This is a genomic window from Pseudomonas sp. SST3, from assembly GCF_003325755.1.
Window position 1 is genome coordinate 63,138 of record NZ_QORI02000019.1, and the last position, 16,189, is coordinate 79,326.

Here is a 16,189-nt window from a genome sequence, read left to right on the forward strand (position 1 = left end):
GACCGGCGCCGTTCCGCGTCGACGAAGGTGCTACCGAGGATGTGACCGCCTGAAGGAGCAGGTTGCAGCAAGCGTTCTGGTCTTATCTCCAACCGCTCGATGGGTGCCGGCATCGTCGCGCAGATGCCGGTTAGCGGCTCAGACCGCCTGGCTGCTGGGACGATATTGCAGAGCTTCGGCCAGGTGCGGGCGGCCAATGGACTCCACCTGTTGCAGGTCTGCCAGCGTGCGTGCCACTTTGAGGATTCGGTGTGCGGCGCGTAGCGACAAGCCGAGGCGCTCACAGGCGCGCTCAAGCCATTGCTGATCCTCGGGCTGCAGTTGGCAATGGCTGCGCAGACCGGCGAGGTCGAGGAAGGCATTGGCACAGCCCTGACGCCGAAGCTGGATGCGCCTGGCATCAGCCACCTGCTCGGCGACCAGCAGAGTGGTTTCGTGGCTGGCCGGTGGGGCATTCAGTGCGGTGGCTTCGCGGGCAACCGTCAGGTGCAGGTCGATGCGGTCCAGCAAGGGCCCGGACAGCTTGCCACGGTAGCGCTGGATCTGGTCCGGTGAGCAGCGGCAACGCCCGCTGGGATCACCCAGGTAACCACAGGGGCAGGGATTCATCGCCGCAACCAATTGGAATCGCGCCGGAAAGCGCACCTTGTCGCGGGCTCGGGCGATAACGATGCAGCCTGATTCCAGCGGCTCGCGAAGCACCTCCAGTACCTTGCGGTCGAACTCCGGCAATTCATCCAGAAACAGCACGCCCTGGTGCGCCAGGGTGATTTCGCCCGGCCGTGGCCGGCTGCCGCCGCCCACCAGTGCCGGACCCGATGCACTGTGATGGGGCTGTCGAAACGGCCGTTGCGGCCAATGCTCCAGCGGCGACTGGCTGGCGACCGAGTGGATGGCCGCGACTTCCAGCGCCTCCTGCTCTTCAAGCGGGGGTAGCAAGCCGGGAAGGCGGCTGGCCAGCAGCGTCTTGCCCGTGCCAGGCGGACCGGAAAAGAGCAGGTTGTGCGCGCCTGCGGCGGCCACCAGCAGGCCACGTTTGGCGGCCGCTTGACCCTGTACGTCGGCCAGGTCGGGGTAGGGCAGCACTTGGCGCAGCAGGCCCTGTGCCTGGAAGGGCGGGATTATCGTTGCGCCGTTAATGTGCGCGGCCACCTCAAGCAGATGATCGGCTGCATAGACGATCAGGCCGGACGCCAGGCTGGCTTCTTCGGCATTCGCCTTTGGCACCAGCAGGGCGCGGCCGGCCTGGCGCGCTGCCAGCGCGGCAGGCAGCACACCCTGGACGGGGCGTAGCGCACCGGACAGGGCCAGCTCACCCAGGCACTCGAGGGTGTCGAGGCGATCCGCGGGAATCTGTCCACTCGCCGCGAGAATGCCCAGGGCGATGGCCAGGTCAAAGCGGCCGCCATCTTTCGGCAGATCAGCAGGGGCGAGATTGAGAGTGATGCGGCGGGCTGGGAAGTCGAATCCGGAGGTCAGGATTGCGCTGCGCACGCGGTCCTTGCTCTCCTTGACTGCAGTCTCCGGCAGGCCGACCAATGCCAGTGAAGGCAATCCATTGGCGAGGTGCGCTTCCACCGTCACGGCGGGGGCTTCCACGCCCACCTGGGCGCGGCTATGGACGATTGCGAGGGACATCCGATCACTCCTTGATCGTGACGCCTTCCGGTCTATTCGGACGCGGGCGGCGCGAGTTTCTCTTCCAATTCGGCAACCTTGGCTTCCAGAGCCTCAAGGCGCGCTCGGGTGCGTGCGAGGACAACCATCTGGCTGTCGAACTCATCGCGGCTGACAACGTCCAGCTTGCTCAGTGCGCCCTGCACGATTCCTTTGAGCTGCGCTTCGATTTCAGGACGGGGCAGCGACGTCTCGCCATTGAACAGGCGCGAAGCCTGGGAACCGATGGCGTCGAGAAAAGCTTTGGGTGGGAACATGAGCATCACCTGTTTCTGAGCGGCCGGCAGTGTAGCACGGCCTGTCTGGGGGCAATTTTCGCCAGCGTGCACGTTTATGGACAGGGGTTTGCGTCTCGGTGCGCAGCATTGGTGCGCGGTTTCGCTGATTCGTGGTGCTGCGGCAGCGCCCTGACGCCACGGAGCGCGCCAGGCCGGTCCTTTCGGAGAATTGGCACCGATTCTGCTTGGTTGCCCGTGACGATGCACCAGAGCGTTGCGGTGCCAAGGCGATTCAGGACGTTTCGTCGGATTGGCTGATGGCGTCGGGAGCCGTTCGACTACGCCGGCGCGTTACAAGAGCCGGACACTGAGCTTAGACTTGAGCCGGGTTCGTATTTCTGGGGCAAGTCCACCTAAACGGGAGAAGTTTAATGAAACTAGTCACTGCCATCATCAAGCCGTTCAAGCTGGACGACGTACGCGAGTCATTGTCCGAGATCGGCGTTCAGGGCATCACGGTAACCGAGGTCAAGGGTTTCGGGCGCCAGAAAGGCCATACCGAGCTTTATCGCGGTGCCGAATACGTGGTCGATTTCCTTCCGAAAGTGAAGATCGACGTTGCGATTGCCGACGATCAGCTCGATCGTGTGATCGAGGCCATCACCAAGGCGGCCAATACCGGCAAGATCGGTGACGGCAAGATCTTCGTTGTCAATCTTGAGCAGGCCATCCGCATCCGCACAGGCGAAACCGATACCGACGCGATCTGATCGGCCAGGTCGCGTAGTGGCCGAAGCTAGCCAGGCCAACCGAGTCTGGCTTCACGCCTCCACGCACGACCCGATCATTGCGATTGCCTGCCGTTAGCAGGCCTACGAACCCCCACGCCCCAGGAGTAAAACCATGACTCTGCGAAAAATCGCAGGGCTAGGAGCCCTTTTGTCTCTGATAAGCCCTGGCATCGCCATGGCGCAAGAGGCAACGCTGGATTCAGGCGATACGGCATGGATGCTTACAGCCACCGCGCTGGTCCTGTTCATGACGATTCCGGGCCTGGCGCTGTTCTACAGCGGCATGGTCCGCGCCAAAAATATCTTGTCGGTCATGATGCAATGCTTCGCTATCACTGGCCTGATAAGCATTCTCTGGATGGTCTACGGCTACAGCCTGGCGTTCGACACGACTGGCATGGAAGCGAGGGTCACCAATCTCAGTTCCTTCATCGGTGGGCTCGACCGCGTTTTTCTCAGCGGACTGACCCCTGACGCCCTCACCGGTACTGTTCCGGAGAGCGTCTTTATCACCTTCCAGATGACCTTCGCCATCGTCACTCCGGCGCTGATCGTCGGTGCTTTCGCCGAGCGCATGAAGTTCTCCGCGATGCTGGTGTTCATGGGCGTCTGGTTCACGCTGGTCTATGCGCCGATCGCGCATATGGTCTGGGGCGGCGATGGCGGCCTGATGTGGGACTGGGGCGTGCTCGACTTCGCCGGTGGCACCGTGGTGCATATCAACGCCGGTATCGCCGGGCTGGTGGCCTGCATCGTGCTCGGCAAGCGCAGGGGCTTTCCGACCACGCCGATGGCACCGCACAACCTGGGGCTGACCCTGGTCGGCGCAGCGATGCTCTGGATCGGCTGGTTCGGCTTCAACGCCGGTTCCTCTCTGGGCGCCAACGGCACGGCCGGTATGGCCATGCTGGTAACCCAGATCGCGACGGCTGCCGCAGCACTGGCTTGGATGTTCGCCGAGTGGCTGACGCACGGCAAACCCAGCGCGCTGGGCATTGCCTCGGGCGTGGTTGCCGGTCTGGTCGCCATCACTCCGGCTGCCGGTACCGTCGGACCGATGGGGGCACTGGCCATCGGCCTGGCGTCTGGCGTCGTCTGCTTCTTCTGCGCCACCAGCCTGAAACGCAAGCTCGGCTACGACGATTCCCTGGATGCCTTTGGCGTGCATGGGGTCGGTGGCATCGTCGGTGCATTGTTGACGGGTGTATTCGCAGCGCCGGCGCTGGGTGGCTTCGGTGAAGTGGAGAACATCGCGCTGCAGCTTTGGATTCAGTTCAAGGGCGTGCTCTTCACCGTCGTGTACACCGCCATCGTCACTTTCCTGATTCTCAAGGTGATCGACGTGGTGATGGGCCTGCGAGTCAGCGAGGAGGAAGAAACCATCGGCCTCGACCTCAGCCTGCACAACGAGCGCGGCTACAACCTGTAAGCACACGGAGCGCGCCCGGAGCCAGCCCGGGTGCTTTAACCGAACAGCGCCTAGGCGCTCGGCAAAAGGTGATAAAAAATGGATAGCACAGCACTGATACCCGTCCAGTACGGACTCGATACCTTCTACTTCCTGATCTGCGGCGCGCTGGTCATGTGGATGGCGGCCGGTTTCTCCATGCTCGAAGCCGGTCTGGTCCGGGCGAAGAACACCGCCGAGATACTCACCAAGAACATCGTGCTCTATGCGGTGGCGTCGATCATGTACCTGCTGATCGGCTACTACATCATGTACTCCAGCCCGGACGGCGGCATCCTGCCGAGCCTGGGCTTCCTGATCGGTGACGAGAACTCGGTGGACGTGGTTGCTGCCGGTGGCGAGGACGCACCCTATTATTCCGCGCGCGCCGACTTCTTCTTCCAGATCGTGTTCGCAGCGACTTGTATGTCGGTGGTGTCCGGCGCGGTTGCAGAACGCATGAAGCTGTGGGCATTCATCGCCTTCGCGGTGGTGATGACCGGCTTCATCTATCCGGTACAGGGCTTCTGGAAATGGGGCGGCGGTTTCCTCGATGCGGCTGGCTTCCTCGATTTCGCCGGCTCCGGCCTGGTGCACATGGCAGGCGCCTCCGCGGCTCTGGCTGGCGTGCTGCTGCTCGGTCCGCGTAAAGGAAAGTACGGCTCCAACGGCCAGATCAATGCGATTCCAGGGGCGAACCTGCCGCTGGCGACTCTGGGCACGTTCATTCTGTGGATGGGCTGGTTCGGCTTCAATGGTGGTTCGCAGCTGAAGATGAGCACCATCGAAGACGCCAACGCGGTCGCTCAGGTGTTCACCAACACCAACATGGCAGCAGCCGGTGGCTTGGTTGCCGCGCTGATCACGGCCCGTCTGCTGTTCGGCAAGTCCGACCTGACCATGGTCCTGAACGGGGCGCTGGCCGGGCTGGTGGCCATTACGGCCGAACCGCTGACGCCGACCGCCCTGCAGTCCGTGCTGATCGGTGGTGTCGGTGGTGTGCTGGTGGTGTTCAGCATCCTCGGCCTGGACAAGCTCAAGCTCGATGACCCGGTCGGCGCCATTTCGGTGCATGGTGTGGCCGGTATGTGGGGCTTGCTGGCGGTGCCGCTGACCAACGCCGATGCAACCTTCGGTGCGCAGTTGCTGGGTCTGGTTTCGATCTTCGCCTGGGTATTCATCGCCAGCCTGATCGTCTGGGGCATTCTCAAGGCGGTGATCGGCCTGCGCGTCAGCGAAGAGGAGGAATACGAAGGGGTCGACGTCGTCGAATGCGGCCTCGAAGCCTACCCGGAATTTACCAGCAAGCGCTGATTGGCAGGCGGATGACGAGGGCGCCTGCGGGCGCCCTTTGTTTTTTCTGGCGTCGCGCTAGAATGCGCCCGTTCAGGTGATCACAGAGGCTTCCAGCATGTGGCAACAGACGATGATCACGTTGCATCCGAGGCCGCGAGGTTTCCACCTGATTACCGACGAGCTGCTTGCACAACTACCGGAACTGCAACAATGCCCGGTCGGTCTGTTACACCTGTGGCTGCGTCATACCTCGGCCTCGCTGACTATCAACGAGAACGCCGACGGTGCGGTGCGCCGCGATTTCGAGCGGTTTTTCAATCGCCTGGTGCCGCAAGGCCAGGGCGGCTACGAACATGACTACGAAGGGCCGGATGATCTGCCGGCACATTTCAAGGCGAGCCTTCTCGGTTGCCAAGTGAGTTTGCCGGTCAGCGAGGGGCGACTGGCATTGGGGGCTTGGCAGGGTATCTATCTGGGCGAACACCGGGACCAGGGTGGCGCCAGACAGATCCTTGCGACGCTGTACGGGATGGCAAGTTGAATTTTTTTTGGCGATGGCGAACAAAGTTCATCGCTGGGCTATAACTTCCGCTTTGGCAAGGTACGAGGTTGAACATGAGTGACGAAGAATTAGAACAAGACGATCTGGACGTTAGCGACGAGGAGGATGGCGAGGAGCTGGCCGCTGCGGACGACGGCGAGGCTGACAACAGCGCCGACGACGAGGGCACCGACAGCGAACGCGCGACCCCGACGAGCAAGAAGGCCAAGGCCAAGACGGTCGTAGTCGAGGAATTGCCGAGCCCGGAAGCCAAGCAGAAAGAGCGTGACGAGCTGGCCCGTGCGATGGAGGAGTTCCTGGCGCGCGGTGGGCGTGTGCAGGAGGTTGAACCCAATGTCGTTGCTGACCCGCCCAAGAAGCCCGACAGCAAGTATGGCAGCCGACCTATCTGAGCCGGTGACGCCGCGATTGCACAGGCGTGCCATCTCACGTCTGTAACGGTCGGGTCGTTACCCAGCCGCTCGTTCCCGATGCGTGACCGCAGCAAAGCCCAACACTGCCGTGTTGGGCTTTGTCGTATCCGCAGGGGTGATTAGTTGATTATGACCAGCGCGCCAGTAACGCCGGAAGCTCCGCCAGGCTTTGTACTTCAGCGTCTGGTTGGCCTTCGTGCTGCCAGGGTTTGCCGCCGGGATTGAACCAGATCGCTCTAACACCGGCGCGCTGCGCCCCGCCAATATCGTCGTCAGGGTGATCGCCGATGTGCACGGCATGTTCAGCCTTCACGCCAGCGCGCTCAAGCGCTTCCTGAAACGGGCGCGGGTCCGGCTTGCCGATGCCGAGGTCTTCCGCGCACAGGGTGAACTGGAAATAGTCGGCCAGACCTAGCCGCCGCACGTCAGCATTACCGTTGGTCAGTACACCGAGTGTGTAGTGATTAGCCAGATGCTCCAGGGTGGGGTGCACATCGGGGAACAGATCAATGGCATGCCGGGCTTCCAGGAACACCTCGAACGCCTGATCGGCGATAGCGCGTGCTTCTCCATCCGGATAGCCAGCGTCATGCAGAGCATGGAACAGAATGCGCCGACGCAGCTCGCTGATACGGTGCTTCAGACCCGGATCGGACTCGACCAGCATGCGCCGGATCGCGGCCAGCGACTCCACCGGAAAGCCTCCTAGACGCGATGCGTTTTGGTCGAGCCAGTCCCGCAGACGGATCTCCGCGCTGTGAATGACGGGGCCTACATCCCAGAGCGTGTCGTCGAGGTCGAAGGTAATCAGCTGGATACTCATTGCTCGCTGTCCTGTTTGCGTCGGGCACGTGGATGCGCCTGGTCATAGACCTTGGCCAGGTGCTGAAAGTCCAGGTGTGTGTAGATCTGCGTGGTGCCGATATCAGCATGGCCGAGCAACTCCTGCACCGAGCGCAGGTCCTGCGAGGATTCCAGTATATGACTGGCGAAGCTGTGGCGGAGCATGTGCGGATGCAGGTGCTGGCCAAGTTCACGCACGCCGGCCTGGCGTACTCGAAGTTGTACCGCACGGGCACCGAGGCGGCGGCCCTGCTGGCTAACGAACACTGCACGATCGGCGGGGTTGCTCAGGGCCCGCAGCGGCAGCCAGGTCTGCAGCGCTTCGAGTGCCTTGCGACCGATGGGTAGCACGCGCTCCTTGTTGCCCTTACCGTGGACATGAACCAGCCTGGCAGACAGATCGAGCTGATCGAGATTTAGCCCGACCAGTTCAGCCAGCCGCAATCCCGATGAGTAGAACAGCTCGAGGATGGCCTGGTCGCGATGACCAATGAAGTCGTCTTCGACGCCACCGTCGAGCAGTTGCATGGCTCGGTCGGTGTCGAGCAGGCGCGGCAGACGCTTCTCGCCCTTGGGGGCGGAAATGCCAACCGCCGGATCATGGGCGCAGCGCCCTTCCTGGTTGAGGTAGCGATAGAGGCCACGTAGCGACGACAGCAGGCGGGCGAGGCTGCGGCTGGATTGACCCTGACGATGTTGTTCGGCGATCAATTGGCGAACGTGGGTGCTCTTCAGCTCTGCCCATCCTGCCAGATGCTGCTCCTGGCAGTAGGCTGTGGCCTTGATCAGGTCGCGCCGATAGCCATCGAGAGTATGGGGTGACACCTGCCGTTCACTGCGCAGGTGCTCGAAATAGGCGTCGAGATCGGCTTGCATCGGAAGGCTCCATCGGTCGAAGAAGCAGCTATAGGCCTAAGCTGCAAGTAAACACGCAAGTTGCCAGCCCCGGTTCGATACTGAGCCTCCACGCCGATGGCTGGCGCTAGCGCACCGAGCGCAACGGCGCCGAATAGTGCGGCAGGACCCGAGTCAGCACTTCGGCGATATAACCGAGAAACAGCGTACCTAGCGAACTCTTGTAATGCTGCGGGTCCTGGCTGCCGATCGCCAGAATGCCTTGCTGCTGGTTGAGCGCGACTACTGCGGCTGAGCCGATGTCGATGCTTTCCTCCTCACCGAACAGGAACGCCAGCTCGTGCGGGCGAAGCACACCACAGACAGTCTTGCCGGTACCGAGCAGGCCGCCGATTGCCTGTTGCGCCTCGGCCGTGGTTACGCTGCGGCCGACCGGCAATGGTGACTCGCTGAACAGGATCAGGCTGACGTAGGGCACCTGGAACTCGTGCCGCAGGCTTTCGTCCACCGCGCCAATGATTTCCTCCAGGCTGTTGGCATCGAGCAGGTCGAGGACCAGCCGACGGGTCTTGTCGAACAACCTGTCGTTGTCACGGGCCACGTCCATCAGTTGCGACAGGCGATGGCGCATTTCGATGTTGCGCTCGCGCAGCAGCTTCACCTGGCGTTCGACCAGCGACACCGCGCCGCCGGGCAGATGCGGAATGCGCAGCTCGGGAATCAACTCATCGTGATCGACAAAGAATTCCGGATGGATACGCAGGTAGGCCGCAACGCTTTCGGCATCCGGCAATTGCGGCTTGTCCTGGTTTTGCTCGGTCATAGGCGAACCTGTCCTTCGAAAACGCGAACGGCGGGGCCGGTCATCATAACTGGCTGTCCCGGGCCTGCCCATTCGATGGACAGACGGCCACCCGGCAGATCGATCTGCACCGGCGAATCCATCCAGCCCTGGCGAATCGCAGCAACCGCCGCAGCGCAGGCACCGGTGCCGCACGCCTGGGTTTCCCCTGCGCCGCGTTCCCAGACCCGCAGTTTCGCGTGTTGGCGGTCGACGACCTGCAAGAAGCCAGCGTTGACCCGCTGCGGGAAGCGCGGATGATGCTCGATCTTCGGTCCTAGCTCGTGCACCGGTGCGTTCGTGACATCATCCACGCGCAGCACCGCATGCGGATTGCCCATGGACAACGCGGCGATCTCCAGCTGCTGGCCGTCGACATTCAAGGGGTAGCTGAGGGCTTCGCCATCGGCCTGGAACGGAATATCGGCCGGCACCAGACGTGGAGGACCCATGTCGACACTGATCTGCCCGTCGGCGCGGATGTCCAATTCGATGATCCCGCCTTTGGTCTCGACGCGAATCTGCCGCTTCATGGTCAGACGCTTGTCGAGCACGAAACGTGCAAAGCACCGCGCGCCGTTGCCGCATTGCTCCACTTCCGAGCCGTCGGAATTGAAGATGCGGTAGCGGAAGTCAACGTCGGGGTCGTGCGGCGGCTCGACCAGCAAGAGCTGATCGAAGCCGACGCCCGTATGCCGATCACCCCATTGCTTGGCGTGTTTCGGCTGGATATGCGCGTGCTGGCTGATCAGGTCGATGACCATGAAATCGTTGCCCAGGCCGTGCATCTTGGTAAAACGCAAAAGCATCGTGGTGGCCTCAGGCAGGCAGCAGGCTTTCGCCGGCGTATAGCTCCTGCACGCTTTCGCGGCGGCGCACTTCGTAGGCTTGGTCGCCGTCTACCAGCACCTCGGCTGCACGGCCGCGGGTGTTGTAGTTGGAGCTCATGACGAAACCGTAGGCACCGGCCGAGCGAACGGCCAGCAGATCGCCTTCGGCCAGGCTCAGCGAACGTTCCTTGGCGAGGAAATCGCCGGTTTCGCAGATCGGGCCGACGATGTCGTAGTGACGTGCCTCGCCTTCACGCGGCTGCACCGGCACCACATCCATCCAGGCTTGATACAGCGCCGGGCGGATCAGGTCGTTCATTGCCGCATCGACGATGGCGAAGTCCTTGTGCTCGGTGTGCTTGAGGTATTCCACGCGGGTCAGCAACAAGCCGGCGTTGGCCACGATCGAGCGGCCGGGCTCGAACACCAGTGCCAGATCACGCCCGTCGATGCGCTTGCGCACGGCCTGGATGTAATCGCCGGCCAGTGGCGGCTGCTCTTCGCGATAGCGCACGCCGAGCCCGCCACCCAGATCCAGGTGCCGAATGCGGATGCCACGCACCGCCAGGCGATCAATCAGCGCCAATAGGCGGTCGAGCGCGTCGAGGAACGGCGGCAGGCTGGTGAGCTGGGAGCCAATATGGCAATCGACGCCGACGACGTCGAGGTTGCTCAGCTCGTGCGCTCGCAGGTAGACCGCTTCGGCATCGGCGATGGCGATGCCGAACTTGTTTTCCTTGAGGCCCGTGGAAATGTACGGATGGGTGCCGGCATCGACATCGGGATTAACCCGCAGCGACACGGGTGCCATTACGCCGAGCTCGGCGGCAACCTGCTGCAGGCGTTCGAGCTCTTCGGTGGATTCGACATTGAAGCAATGCACGCCGACTTCCAGGGCGCGGCGCATGTCGTCACGGGTCTTACCGACGCCGGAGAATACGATGCGTTCCGGCAGGCCACCAGCGGCCAGCACACGCTCCAGTTCACCGCGCGAAACGATGTCGAAACCGGCGCCAAGCCGCGCCAGTACGTTCAATACGCCCAGGTTCGAGTTCGCTTTGACGGCGAAGCAGACCAGATGCGGCATGCCCGTCAGGGCGTCGGCATAGGCGCGGTATTGAGCCTCGATATGGGCGCGCGAGTACACGTAGGTAGGGGTGCCGAAGCGTTGCGCGAGAGCGGGCAGCGCCACACCCTCCGCGAAGAGTTGACCGTCGCGGTACGAGAAGGCCTCCATGGAATGCCTCCTTTACAGTTCGAAACGGTCTTTGGAACGTTCTTTGGCGGTTGCCTCGTCGTCCGGGAGATAAAGCGGGCCTTTCTGGCCGCAGCCGGTAAGTGCGGAAGCGAGAACCGCGAGTGCAATGAGTGGAAGCAATAGACGCTTCATTGGGGTGCAATCCTAGAAAAATCGATGGGCCGGAGTATACCCAGCACCCGTCGGATTGCCTATTCGGCCACGCTGGCTGGCACCGGCGTCGAGCGGCTGGTCGGGTAGCCGCTCGCTAGAGGCGGTGGCGGCCTGCTAAGCTCGCCAGCAACGTCGGTGGCCCTGGTGTCGCCGTACAACCCGTACCGAAGGAAATCGATTCATGAGTCTGAGCGAAGCCCGCTTTCACGATCTTGTCGACGCCGCGCAGGAAGAAATCGAAGATGTGTTCGATCACAGTGGCATGGATGTCGACCTGGAGAATTCTGGTGGCGTCCTTACCGTGCGTTTCGAAAACGGCACGCAGCTGATCTTCAGCCGCCAGCCGCCGTTGCGCCAATTATGGGTGGCGGCGCGCTCGGGCGGCTTCCACTTCGATTATGACGAAGCGTCCTCGTTATGGATCTGCGATGCCAACGACGAGCGCCTTGGCGAGCTGTTGACTCGGGTCACGCAGGAACAGGGTGGCGAGGGGCTCGACTTCGAAGAGCTGTGAGGCGAGGCGCTATCCGTCCCGCGTCACTGTGAGCGACCTTGTTCGGGCCCCCTTGCTTATTTAACGGGCTGTGATAGGGTCGAGTTCAGGTTTAAAAACCCCGCCTTCGGGCGGGGTTTTGCTTTTTTTGCCAGTCTACTTTCTAAAGGAGCTCACCCGGAGCCATGACCAGTGCACCGCCTATTATCATCACCCAACCCGATCTGCAGCGGCTCGAGCGGCTGCTCGATGGCCTGGCTGACTACGGTCCGGCCGCCGAGGCGCTCGAAGAGGAGCTGTCCCGCGCCCAGGTGGTGGAGCGCAGCGAGCTGCCCGCTGGCGTGGTGTCCATGAATTCTCGTGTCCACTGCCGCGAAGATGGCAGCGGCAAGGATTATCACCTGACGCTGGTCTATCCGCAGGACGCTCGCCAGGATGGCACTGTCTCGGTATTGGCGCCGGTTGGCACCGCGCTGCTGGGCATGAGCGTGGGTCAGCATATCGACTGGCCGACACCTGGCGGCAAGGTGCTCAAACTCACCCTGCTGGCGGTCGAATATCAGCCGGAAGCGGCTGGTGACGTTAATCTGTAGCGCGCGCTGGCGTCATCGCGCGGTCTCTGGTCAGACTGACCTTAGCGCCTGATTGAGTGCGGCTTCGAGATGCGCCTTGTAGCGCAGGTGCTGCACGGTCTGAGTTCGCCCGCTGGCGTGCAGGGCGGACAGATCCAGATCGGTGATGTAGCAGGGGTAGCGCTCGCCGCCGCTGCGCTGCGCAAGGATGTAACGGGCCACGGCGGCGAACAGTTCGGCGCCATATTCCAGGCTGGAGAACTCCTGGTGGTTGCAATACAGGGTGACCTGCGAGCGGCCTTTTTCGCTGGGTTCGATGATTGCCTGGATATCGTAGAACGGATCGCTGGCTTCCTCGCGTGGCGCCGCCTTTCGCTCGATCGATAAAGGGCGATCCGGTGCGGACTGTTGGAGCCGATAGAACAGGATTTCCATCGCCGCGAGTCGATGCTCCTCGAACGGCAGCTGGGTAGTACGGCGGTAGCTCACCGATTGCAGAAAGCGCAGCAGAGGGGTCAGCAGGCTCTGTTCGTCACGAAAAATAAGCTGCTGACGCCACAGCGCGTTGAACTCGTCCAGCACTGTCAGCTCCGCGAGCGCTCCCTGGACACGATAGAACACCTGCAGGCATTGCGTTCTGGCCTGAGCCAAAATCAGCGAGAGATCCTCGCCCTCCAATGCATGGCGATCCACTCGCACCGGTCGGTCCCGCTGGTGCGCCTCGCCCAGATCTAGAATCAACGCCGGCAGGTCGTCGAGCTTCGTGTGACGAACGCTGCCTGGGGTCAGGTCGAACATATGAAACTGCTGACGAACCTGCAGCAGGTAGCGCCCATCATTCGCTTCGTCGAGGCTGCTCTGGGCGTCGCTGAACAGCGTTTCCACCCGTCGCGCAATGGCCAGCCCGGAATGGCGGCAGAAGCAGCGCACCTGCAAACCGGGGCGTGTGCCGTTCGCGGGTAGCGTGTCGAGGTAGTCGCGCAGGCACTCGGGCAGCGCTGAGGCGCCTTCGTAGCGGCTGGCGGACAACTCGTTCCAGCTGTTCAGAGTGAGCTGGTCAACCGTTAGAACCAGGTTTTCCCGCGCCGCTCCATAGCCGAACGGATCGTTGCGCTCGTCGAGCGAGAGTGGGTACTCGGGGCTGAACGGGTCAAGCCCGATATTGATCAACAGCAGCACCTGGGTCGGTATGGCCGCGGTCAACAGGGCAGGCTCTGCCACGGCCGTGAGCGGCATCGGAAACGCCTGGCGCAGGTCGGTCAATTGGGAGAACAGCTCGGCCTCGGTCAGACCGCTATCGCCCGGATGCAGCGCGATGTGGGTGGCGATGTCGACGATGCCGTTGCGATGGCACCAACCGAGCAGTGGTATCAGGTCACGGGAGCGCTTCAACGGTGAAAAGTTGGCGACTTCCCGGGCGCTCATATTGCCCTCATAGAGCGCCCAGTAGATATCGCCGACCGCATCGTAGCCCTGCACCAGCGTCAGGCTGTGTTCGGCCATGTCTGGAGAAATGCCGAAGTTTATCGCCTCGATTTTTCCCGCCTTGCGCTCGATGGCAGCATGCAGGCGTCGGCCGAGCACGCCGAAATCGCGCCCATTGATGCTGCTGGTGATCTGTAGGCGTCGGGCAAACTCACTGAGGAAGCGGTAACCATAGGTCAGTTCGTTGACCAGCGCGCGTCGCTCCTGATCGACCTGTCGAGCTTTCCATTGGCTGCGGCGGTCGAGCAGCGCGAACTGACGCTCATCCCAGGCCCAGTCGCTGATGAGGCGTTCGAGCAGGCGCCGCTTCCAGCTTTTGTTGCGGTTGGCCGGTGGCTGGCTCAACGGTTTGTTAATTTTCAGATACAGGCAGCGTCGCAGCAGGGCCAGGCGCTCAAGATCGCCACGGCCGGCGAGATACCGCTCAATGCGGCGGTACGCGACGAGATAGGGGTCTAGATCGTCTAGATCCAGCCGGTTGGCGTAAACCGCCTGCTTGAAATCGAGGCTCAGGCATCGCACCTGTGGATGCTCGCTGGCATACACCTCAACCAGCAGGAGCTTGAACAGCGATTTATAGGGCGACTCGATGGCCTTGTAGAGCTGCCACAGGCCTGCGCCCAGATACTCCCCCGGTGGGATGTTGCCGAGACTGCCGAGATCCAGCACCTCATCGCTGCGCACGAAGCGTTTGTCGAGCAGCGTGCGGGCGTAGTCGTGGTAGCGATGTTCCTCGTAATCCGGCACCAGCCACCAGAGCGGGGTGCGCCCGCCAAGCCAGATGGCGGTGCGGTAAAACTCATCGAGCAGCAGGTAATGCTGGGTGGTGCCGCAGTCATCGGAGGTCAGTTTCGCCTCGCGTTCGCCCAGGGTGAAGCGCACCGGATCGACCAGAAAGAAATGTGCCTCGCTGCCCTGGGTGGCGGCCCAGGCCTGCAGCTGATCGCATTTGCGTCGCAGTTCGTCGAGCTGCTGTTCAGACAAGTCCGGGTCGTGGCAGACCCAGACATCCAGATCGCTCTGCTCGTCCTGCGCGACGGTGCCAAGGCTACCCATCAGAAACAGGCCGAGGATTGGCTGTGGCGGCTTGCCGCGCAGCGGCTTGTAGGAAAACGAACGGCTCAGGCGCTGGGCCTCCGCCAGGGTTTCGGCATCCGGCTCGAAGCCGGACAGCCCGGCTGGCGCAGTGCCCGAGACGTATCCTGGCAGGATCGGATGATTGACATGAAACAGCAGCGGCAACAGCTTGAGTAGCGCCTGCTGGCGTGGCGACATGGCCAGTCGGGTGCGCTCCAGGCGACCGGAATTCACCGACAGAAAGCGCTCGCGGAGCGCGCCGAGTACCTTGCGGTCGATACCCTCTTCGAGTAAGGGGCGGATTTCCTGGTGGCGAATCATTCAGGCAGTTCGTGCAAAACGGGTGGGATTCCGCCCTGATGGAGCATTAAGGGCGGAAAAGTAACACGTGCGTAGGCTGGAAGGAAAAGCCGCAACGGCGGCTGTGGCCAATTGGCAGCTCGGTTGGGTTGCGACGAACGCCTCCAGGCGCGGCGCTCGCATTGCGGCGTCACCGACTGAGTCAGGCCGGCACGGTTTCCGAAAGAATGGTCAACAGCACTTGCGCATGCTCCGCGGCGTCGCGACCGAGGCTGGTCAGGTAGCCGCCGTCTGGCTGCGTTGTCAGCCCCTTGGCATGCAGGCGCTGGGCAGCGGCGATGGCCGTGTGACCGGCATCGTGATGGACCTTGAGACCTTCGAGTGTGTTGTCCAGGTTGAACAGGCGAAGAATTTCCAGCTCGGCTACCAGTTCGGGGGTGTATGACATGTTTGCTCCTCGGGTGGTGGGTCTGGGCCCTGTTTGCGAAGTGTAGATGCTCTGCGCGCGCCTGCCGCGTCGGCGGGTTCAGGCAGGCGTACGCTCGGGTTATTCGGGCAGATCGGGCAGGTTGCGCAGCTGCGTTTCGTACCCTTCGGTATCGAATGGACGGTCTTGCTCGAGCATCTGCCGAATCTCGTGGGCCAGCACCAAAGCCATCATCTTGAGTATCTCGTCGCGCTCGTAGCCGACCAGCGTCAGCTTGTTCAGCGTAGCCTGGGTGGCGGCGGGCTCGCCGGCTTCAAGCTGGTTCTCGATCGCCTGGATCAGGGTTTCTTCGGCGAAAGTTTCATCGTCGTCGGAAGTAGCATCGGTCATGTCGCAATTCTCGTCAGGGAAGATCTCGATAGCGTGTTTCGCTGAGTAGCGGCAAGCTGGCATCGGCGGTGGGGCTGCCTGAACGCTTCGCTTGGTGCGGTTTCTACTCCTACTATGGACTATCGAGAGCCCGACTACCGCAATGATCACTCTGTACTGCCTAGAAAATGGCGCGCTGGTGCGGCGCGTTACCGAAAACCTGCAGACCTTGCCCGACAACGTCCTGTGGGTCGACCTGCTATCGCCAGACCAGCAGGAAGA

Annotated in this window: 17 protein-coding genes and 1 pseudogene; 7 read left to right on the plus strand and 11 right to left on the minus strand. The window is 62.3% G+C overall.

What is annotated here, in order from left to right:
• Positions 1 to 138 precede the first annotated feature (138 nt).
• Positions 139 to 1,638 carry a YifB family Mg chelatase-like AAA ATPase gene (locus DQ405_RS17945; protein ID WP_168425440.1) on the minus strand — a complete coding sequence of 500 codons (1,500 nt, stop codon included), beginning with the start codon at positions 1,636 to 1,638 and terminating at the stop codon, positions 139 to 141.
• A 32-nt stretch (positions 1,639 to 1,670) separates the two neighbouring features.
• Positions 1,671 to 1,934, minus strand: a complete 264-nt coding sequence (locus DQ405_RS17950) for an accessory factor UbiK family protein (RefSeq protein ID WP_168425441.1) — start codon at positions 1,932 to 1,934, stop codon at positions 1,671 to 1,673.
• 392 nt (positions 1,935 to 2,326) lie between these two features.
• Between DQ405_RS17950 and glnK the strand changes: the two genes are divergently transcribed.
• The 5 genes from glnK (at position 2,327) to sutA (ending at position 6,383) form a co-directional block, all read left to right on the plus strand.
• Positions 2,327 to 2,665: a P-II family nitrogen regulator gene (gene glnK, locus DQ405_RS17955; protein WP_003096476.1), complete on the plus strand. Its 339-nt coding sequence runs from the start codon at positions 2,327 to 2,329 to the stop codon at positions 2,663 to 2,665.
• A 133-nt stretch (positions 2,666 to 2,798) separates the two neighbouring features.
• Positions 2,799 to 4,115, plus strand: a complete 1,317-nt coding sequence (locus DQ405_RS17960) for an ammonium transporter (RefSeq protein ID WP_168425442.1) — start codon at positions 2,799 to 2,801, stop codon at positions 4,113 to 4,115.
• Positions 4,116 to 4,193: 78 nt separating this feature from the next.
• Positions 4,194 to 5,447, plus strand: a complete 1,254-nt coding sequence (locus tag DQ405_RS17965; RefSeq protein ID WP_168425443.1) for an ammonium transporter — start codon at positions 4,194 to 4,196, stop codon at positions 5,445 to 5,447.
• Positions 5,448 to 5,544: 97 nt separating this feature from the next.
• The gene (locus DQ405_RS17970) at positions 5,545 to 5,970 is read left to right on the plus strand and encodes a secondary thiamine-phosphate synthase enzyme YjbQ (RefSeq protein WP_168425444.1); all 426 of its coding nucleotides are present in this window, start codon (positions 5,545 to 5,547) and stop codon (positions 5,968 to 5,970) included.
• Positions 5,971 to 6,044: 74 nt separating this feature from the next.
• Positions 6,045 to 6,383 carry a transcriptional regulator SutA gene (gene sutA / locus DQ405_RS17975; protein WP_168425445.1) on the plus strand — a complete coding sequence of 113 codons (339 nt, stop codon included), beginning with the start codon at positions 6,045 to 6,047 and terminating at the stop codon, positions 6,381 to 6,383.
• Between the two features lie 148 nt (positions 6,384 to 6,531).
• Here the strand turns inward: sutA and DQ405_RS17980 are convergent, their stop codons facing one another.
• From DQ405_RS17980 to lptM, 6 genes are all read right to left on the minus strand, one after another.
• Positions 6,532 to 7,227 (minus strand): HAD family hydrolase, encoded by a 696-nt coding sequence (locus DQ405_RS17980; protein ID WP_168425446.1) that lies wholly within the window; start codon positions 7,225 to 7,227, stop codon positions 6,532 to 6,534.
• Entirely contained in the window at positions 7,224 to 8,123 is a 900-nt protein-coding gene (xerC, locus tag DQ405_RS17985) for a tyrosine recombinase XerC (protein WP_168425447.1), read from the minus strand. The genes DQ405_RS17980 and xerC overlap by 4 nt, the downstream gene beginning before the upstream one ends.
• A 106-nt stretch (positions 8,124 to 8,229) precedes the next feature.
• Positions 8,230 to 8,925, minus strand: a complete 696-nt coding sequence (locus DQ405_RS17990) for a DUF484 family protein (RefSeq protein ID WP_168425448.1) — start codon at positions 8,923 to 8,925, stop codon at positions 8,230 to 8,232.
• Positions 8,922 to 9,752, minus strand: coding sequence for a diaminopimelate epimerase (gene dapF / locus DQ405_RS17995; protein WP_168425449.1), 831 nt, complete (start codon positions 9,750 to 9,752; stop codon positions 8,922 to 8,924). Before dapF ends, DQ405_RS17990 begins: the two co-directional genes overlap by 4 nt.
• Positions 9,753 to 9,762: 10 nt before the next feature.
• On the minus strand, positions 9,763 to 11,010 hold the full coding sequence (gene lysA, locus DQ405_RS18000) for a diaminopimelate decarboxylase (RefSeq protein ID WP_168425450.1): 1,248 nt from the start codon (positions 11,008 to 11,010) through the stop codon (positions 9,763 to 9,765).
• A 12-nt stretch (positions 11,011 to 11,022) separates the two neighbouring features.
• Positions 11,023 to 11,163, minus strand: a complete 141-nt coding sequence (gene lptM, locus DQ405_RS18005) for an LPS translocon maturation chaperone LptM (protein WP_019341253.1) — start codon at positions 11,161 to 11,163, stop codon at positions 11,023 to 11,025.
• A 202-nt stretch (positions 11,164 to 11,365) separates the two neighbouring features.
• Here lptM and cyaY point away from each other — a divergent pair, with 202 nt between their 5' ends.
• Together cyaY and rnk are read left to right on the plus strand one after the other, a co-directional pair.
• Positions 11,366 to 11,698 (plus strand): iron donor protein CyaY, encoded by a 333-nt coding sequence (cyaY, locus tag DQ405_RS18010; RefSeq protein WP_168425451.1) that lies wholly within the window; start codon positions 11,366 to 11,368, stop codon positions 11,696 to 11,698.
• 164 nt (positions 11,699 to 11,862) lie between these two features.
• Positions 11,863 to 12,270 (plus strand): nucleoside diphosphate kinase regulator, encoded by a 408-nt coding sequence (rnk, locus tag DQ405_RS18015; protein ID WP_168425452.1) that lies wholly within the window; start codon positions 11,863 to 11,865, stop codon positions 12,268 to 12,270.
• Positions 12,271 to 12,300: 30 nt separating this feature from the next.
• Here the strand turns inward: rnk and DQ405_RS18020 are convergent, their stop codons facing one another.
• From DQ405_RS18020 to DQ405_RS18030, 3 genes and pseudogenes are all read right to left on the minus strand, one after another.
• Positions 12,301 to 15,132, minus strand: a complete 2,832-nt coding sequence (locus DQ405_RS18020; protein WP_168425453.1) for a class I adenylate cyclase — start codon at positions 15,130 to 15,132, stop codon at positions 12,301 to 12,303.
• A gap of 181 nt (positions 15,133 to 15,313) precedes the next feature.
• Entirely contained in the window at positions 15,314 to 15,559 is a 246-nt protein-coding gene (locus tag DQ405_RS18025) for a TIGR02647 family protein (RefSeq protein ID WP_168425454.1), read from the minus strand.
• A gap of 99 nt (positions 15,560 to 15,658) precedes the next feature.
• Positions 15,659 to 15,916: pseudogene (locus tag DQ405_RS18030) on the minus strand (hypothetical protein); the annotation flags it as partial.
• Between the last annotated feature and the right edge of the window lie 273 nt (positions 15,917 to 16,189).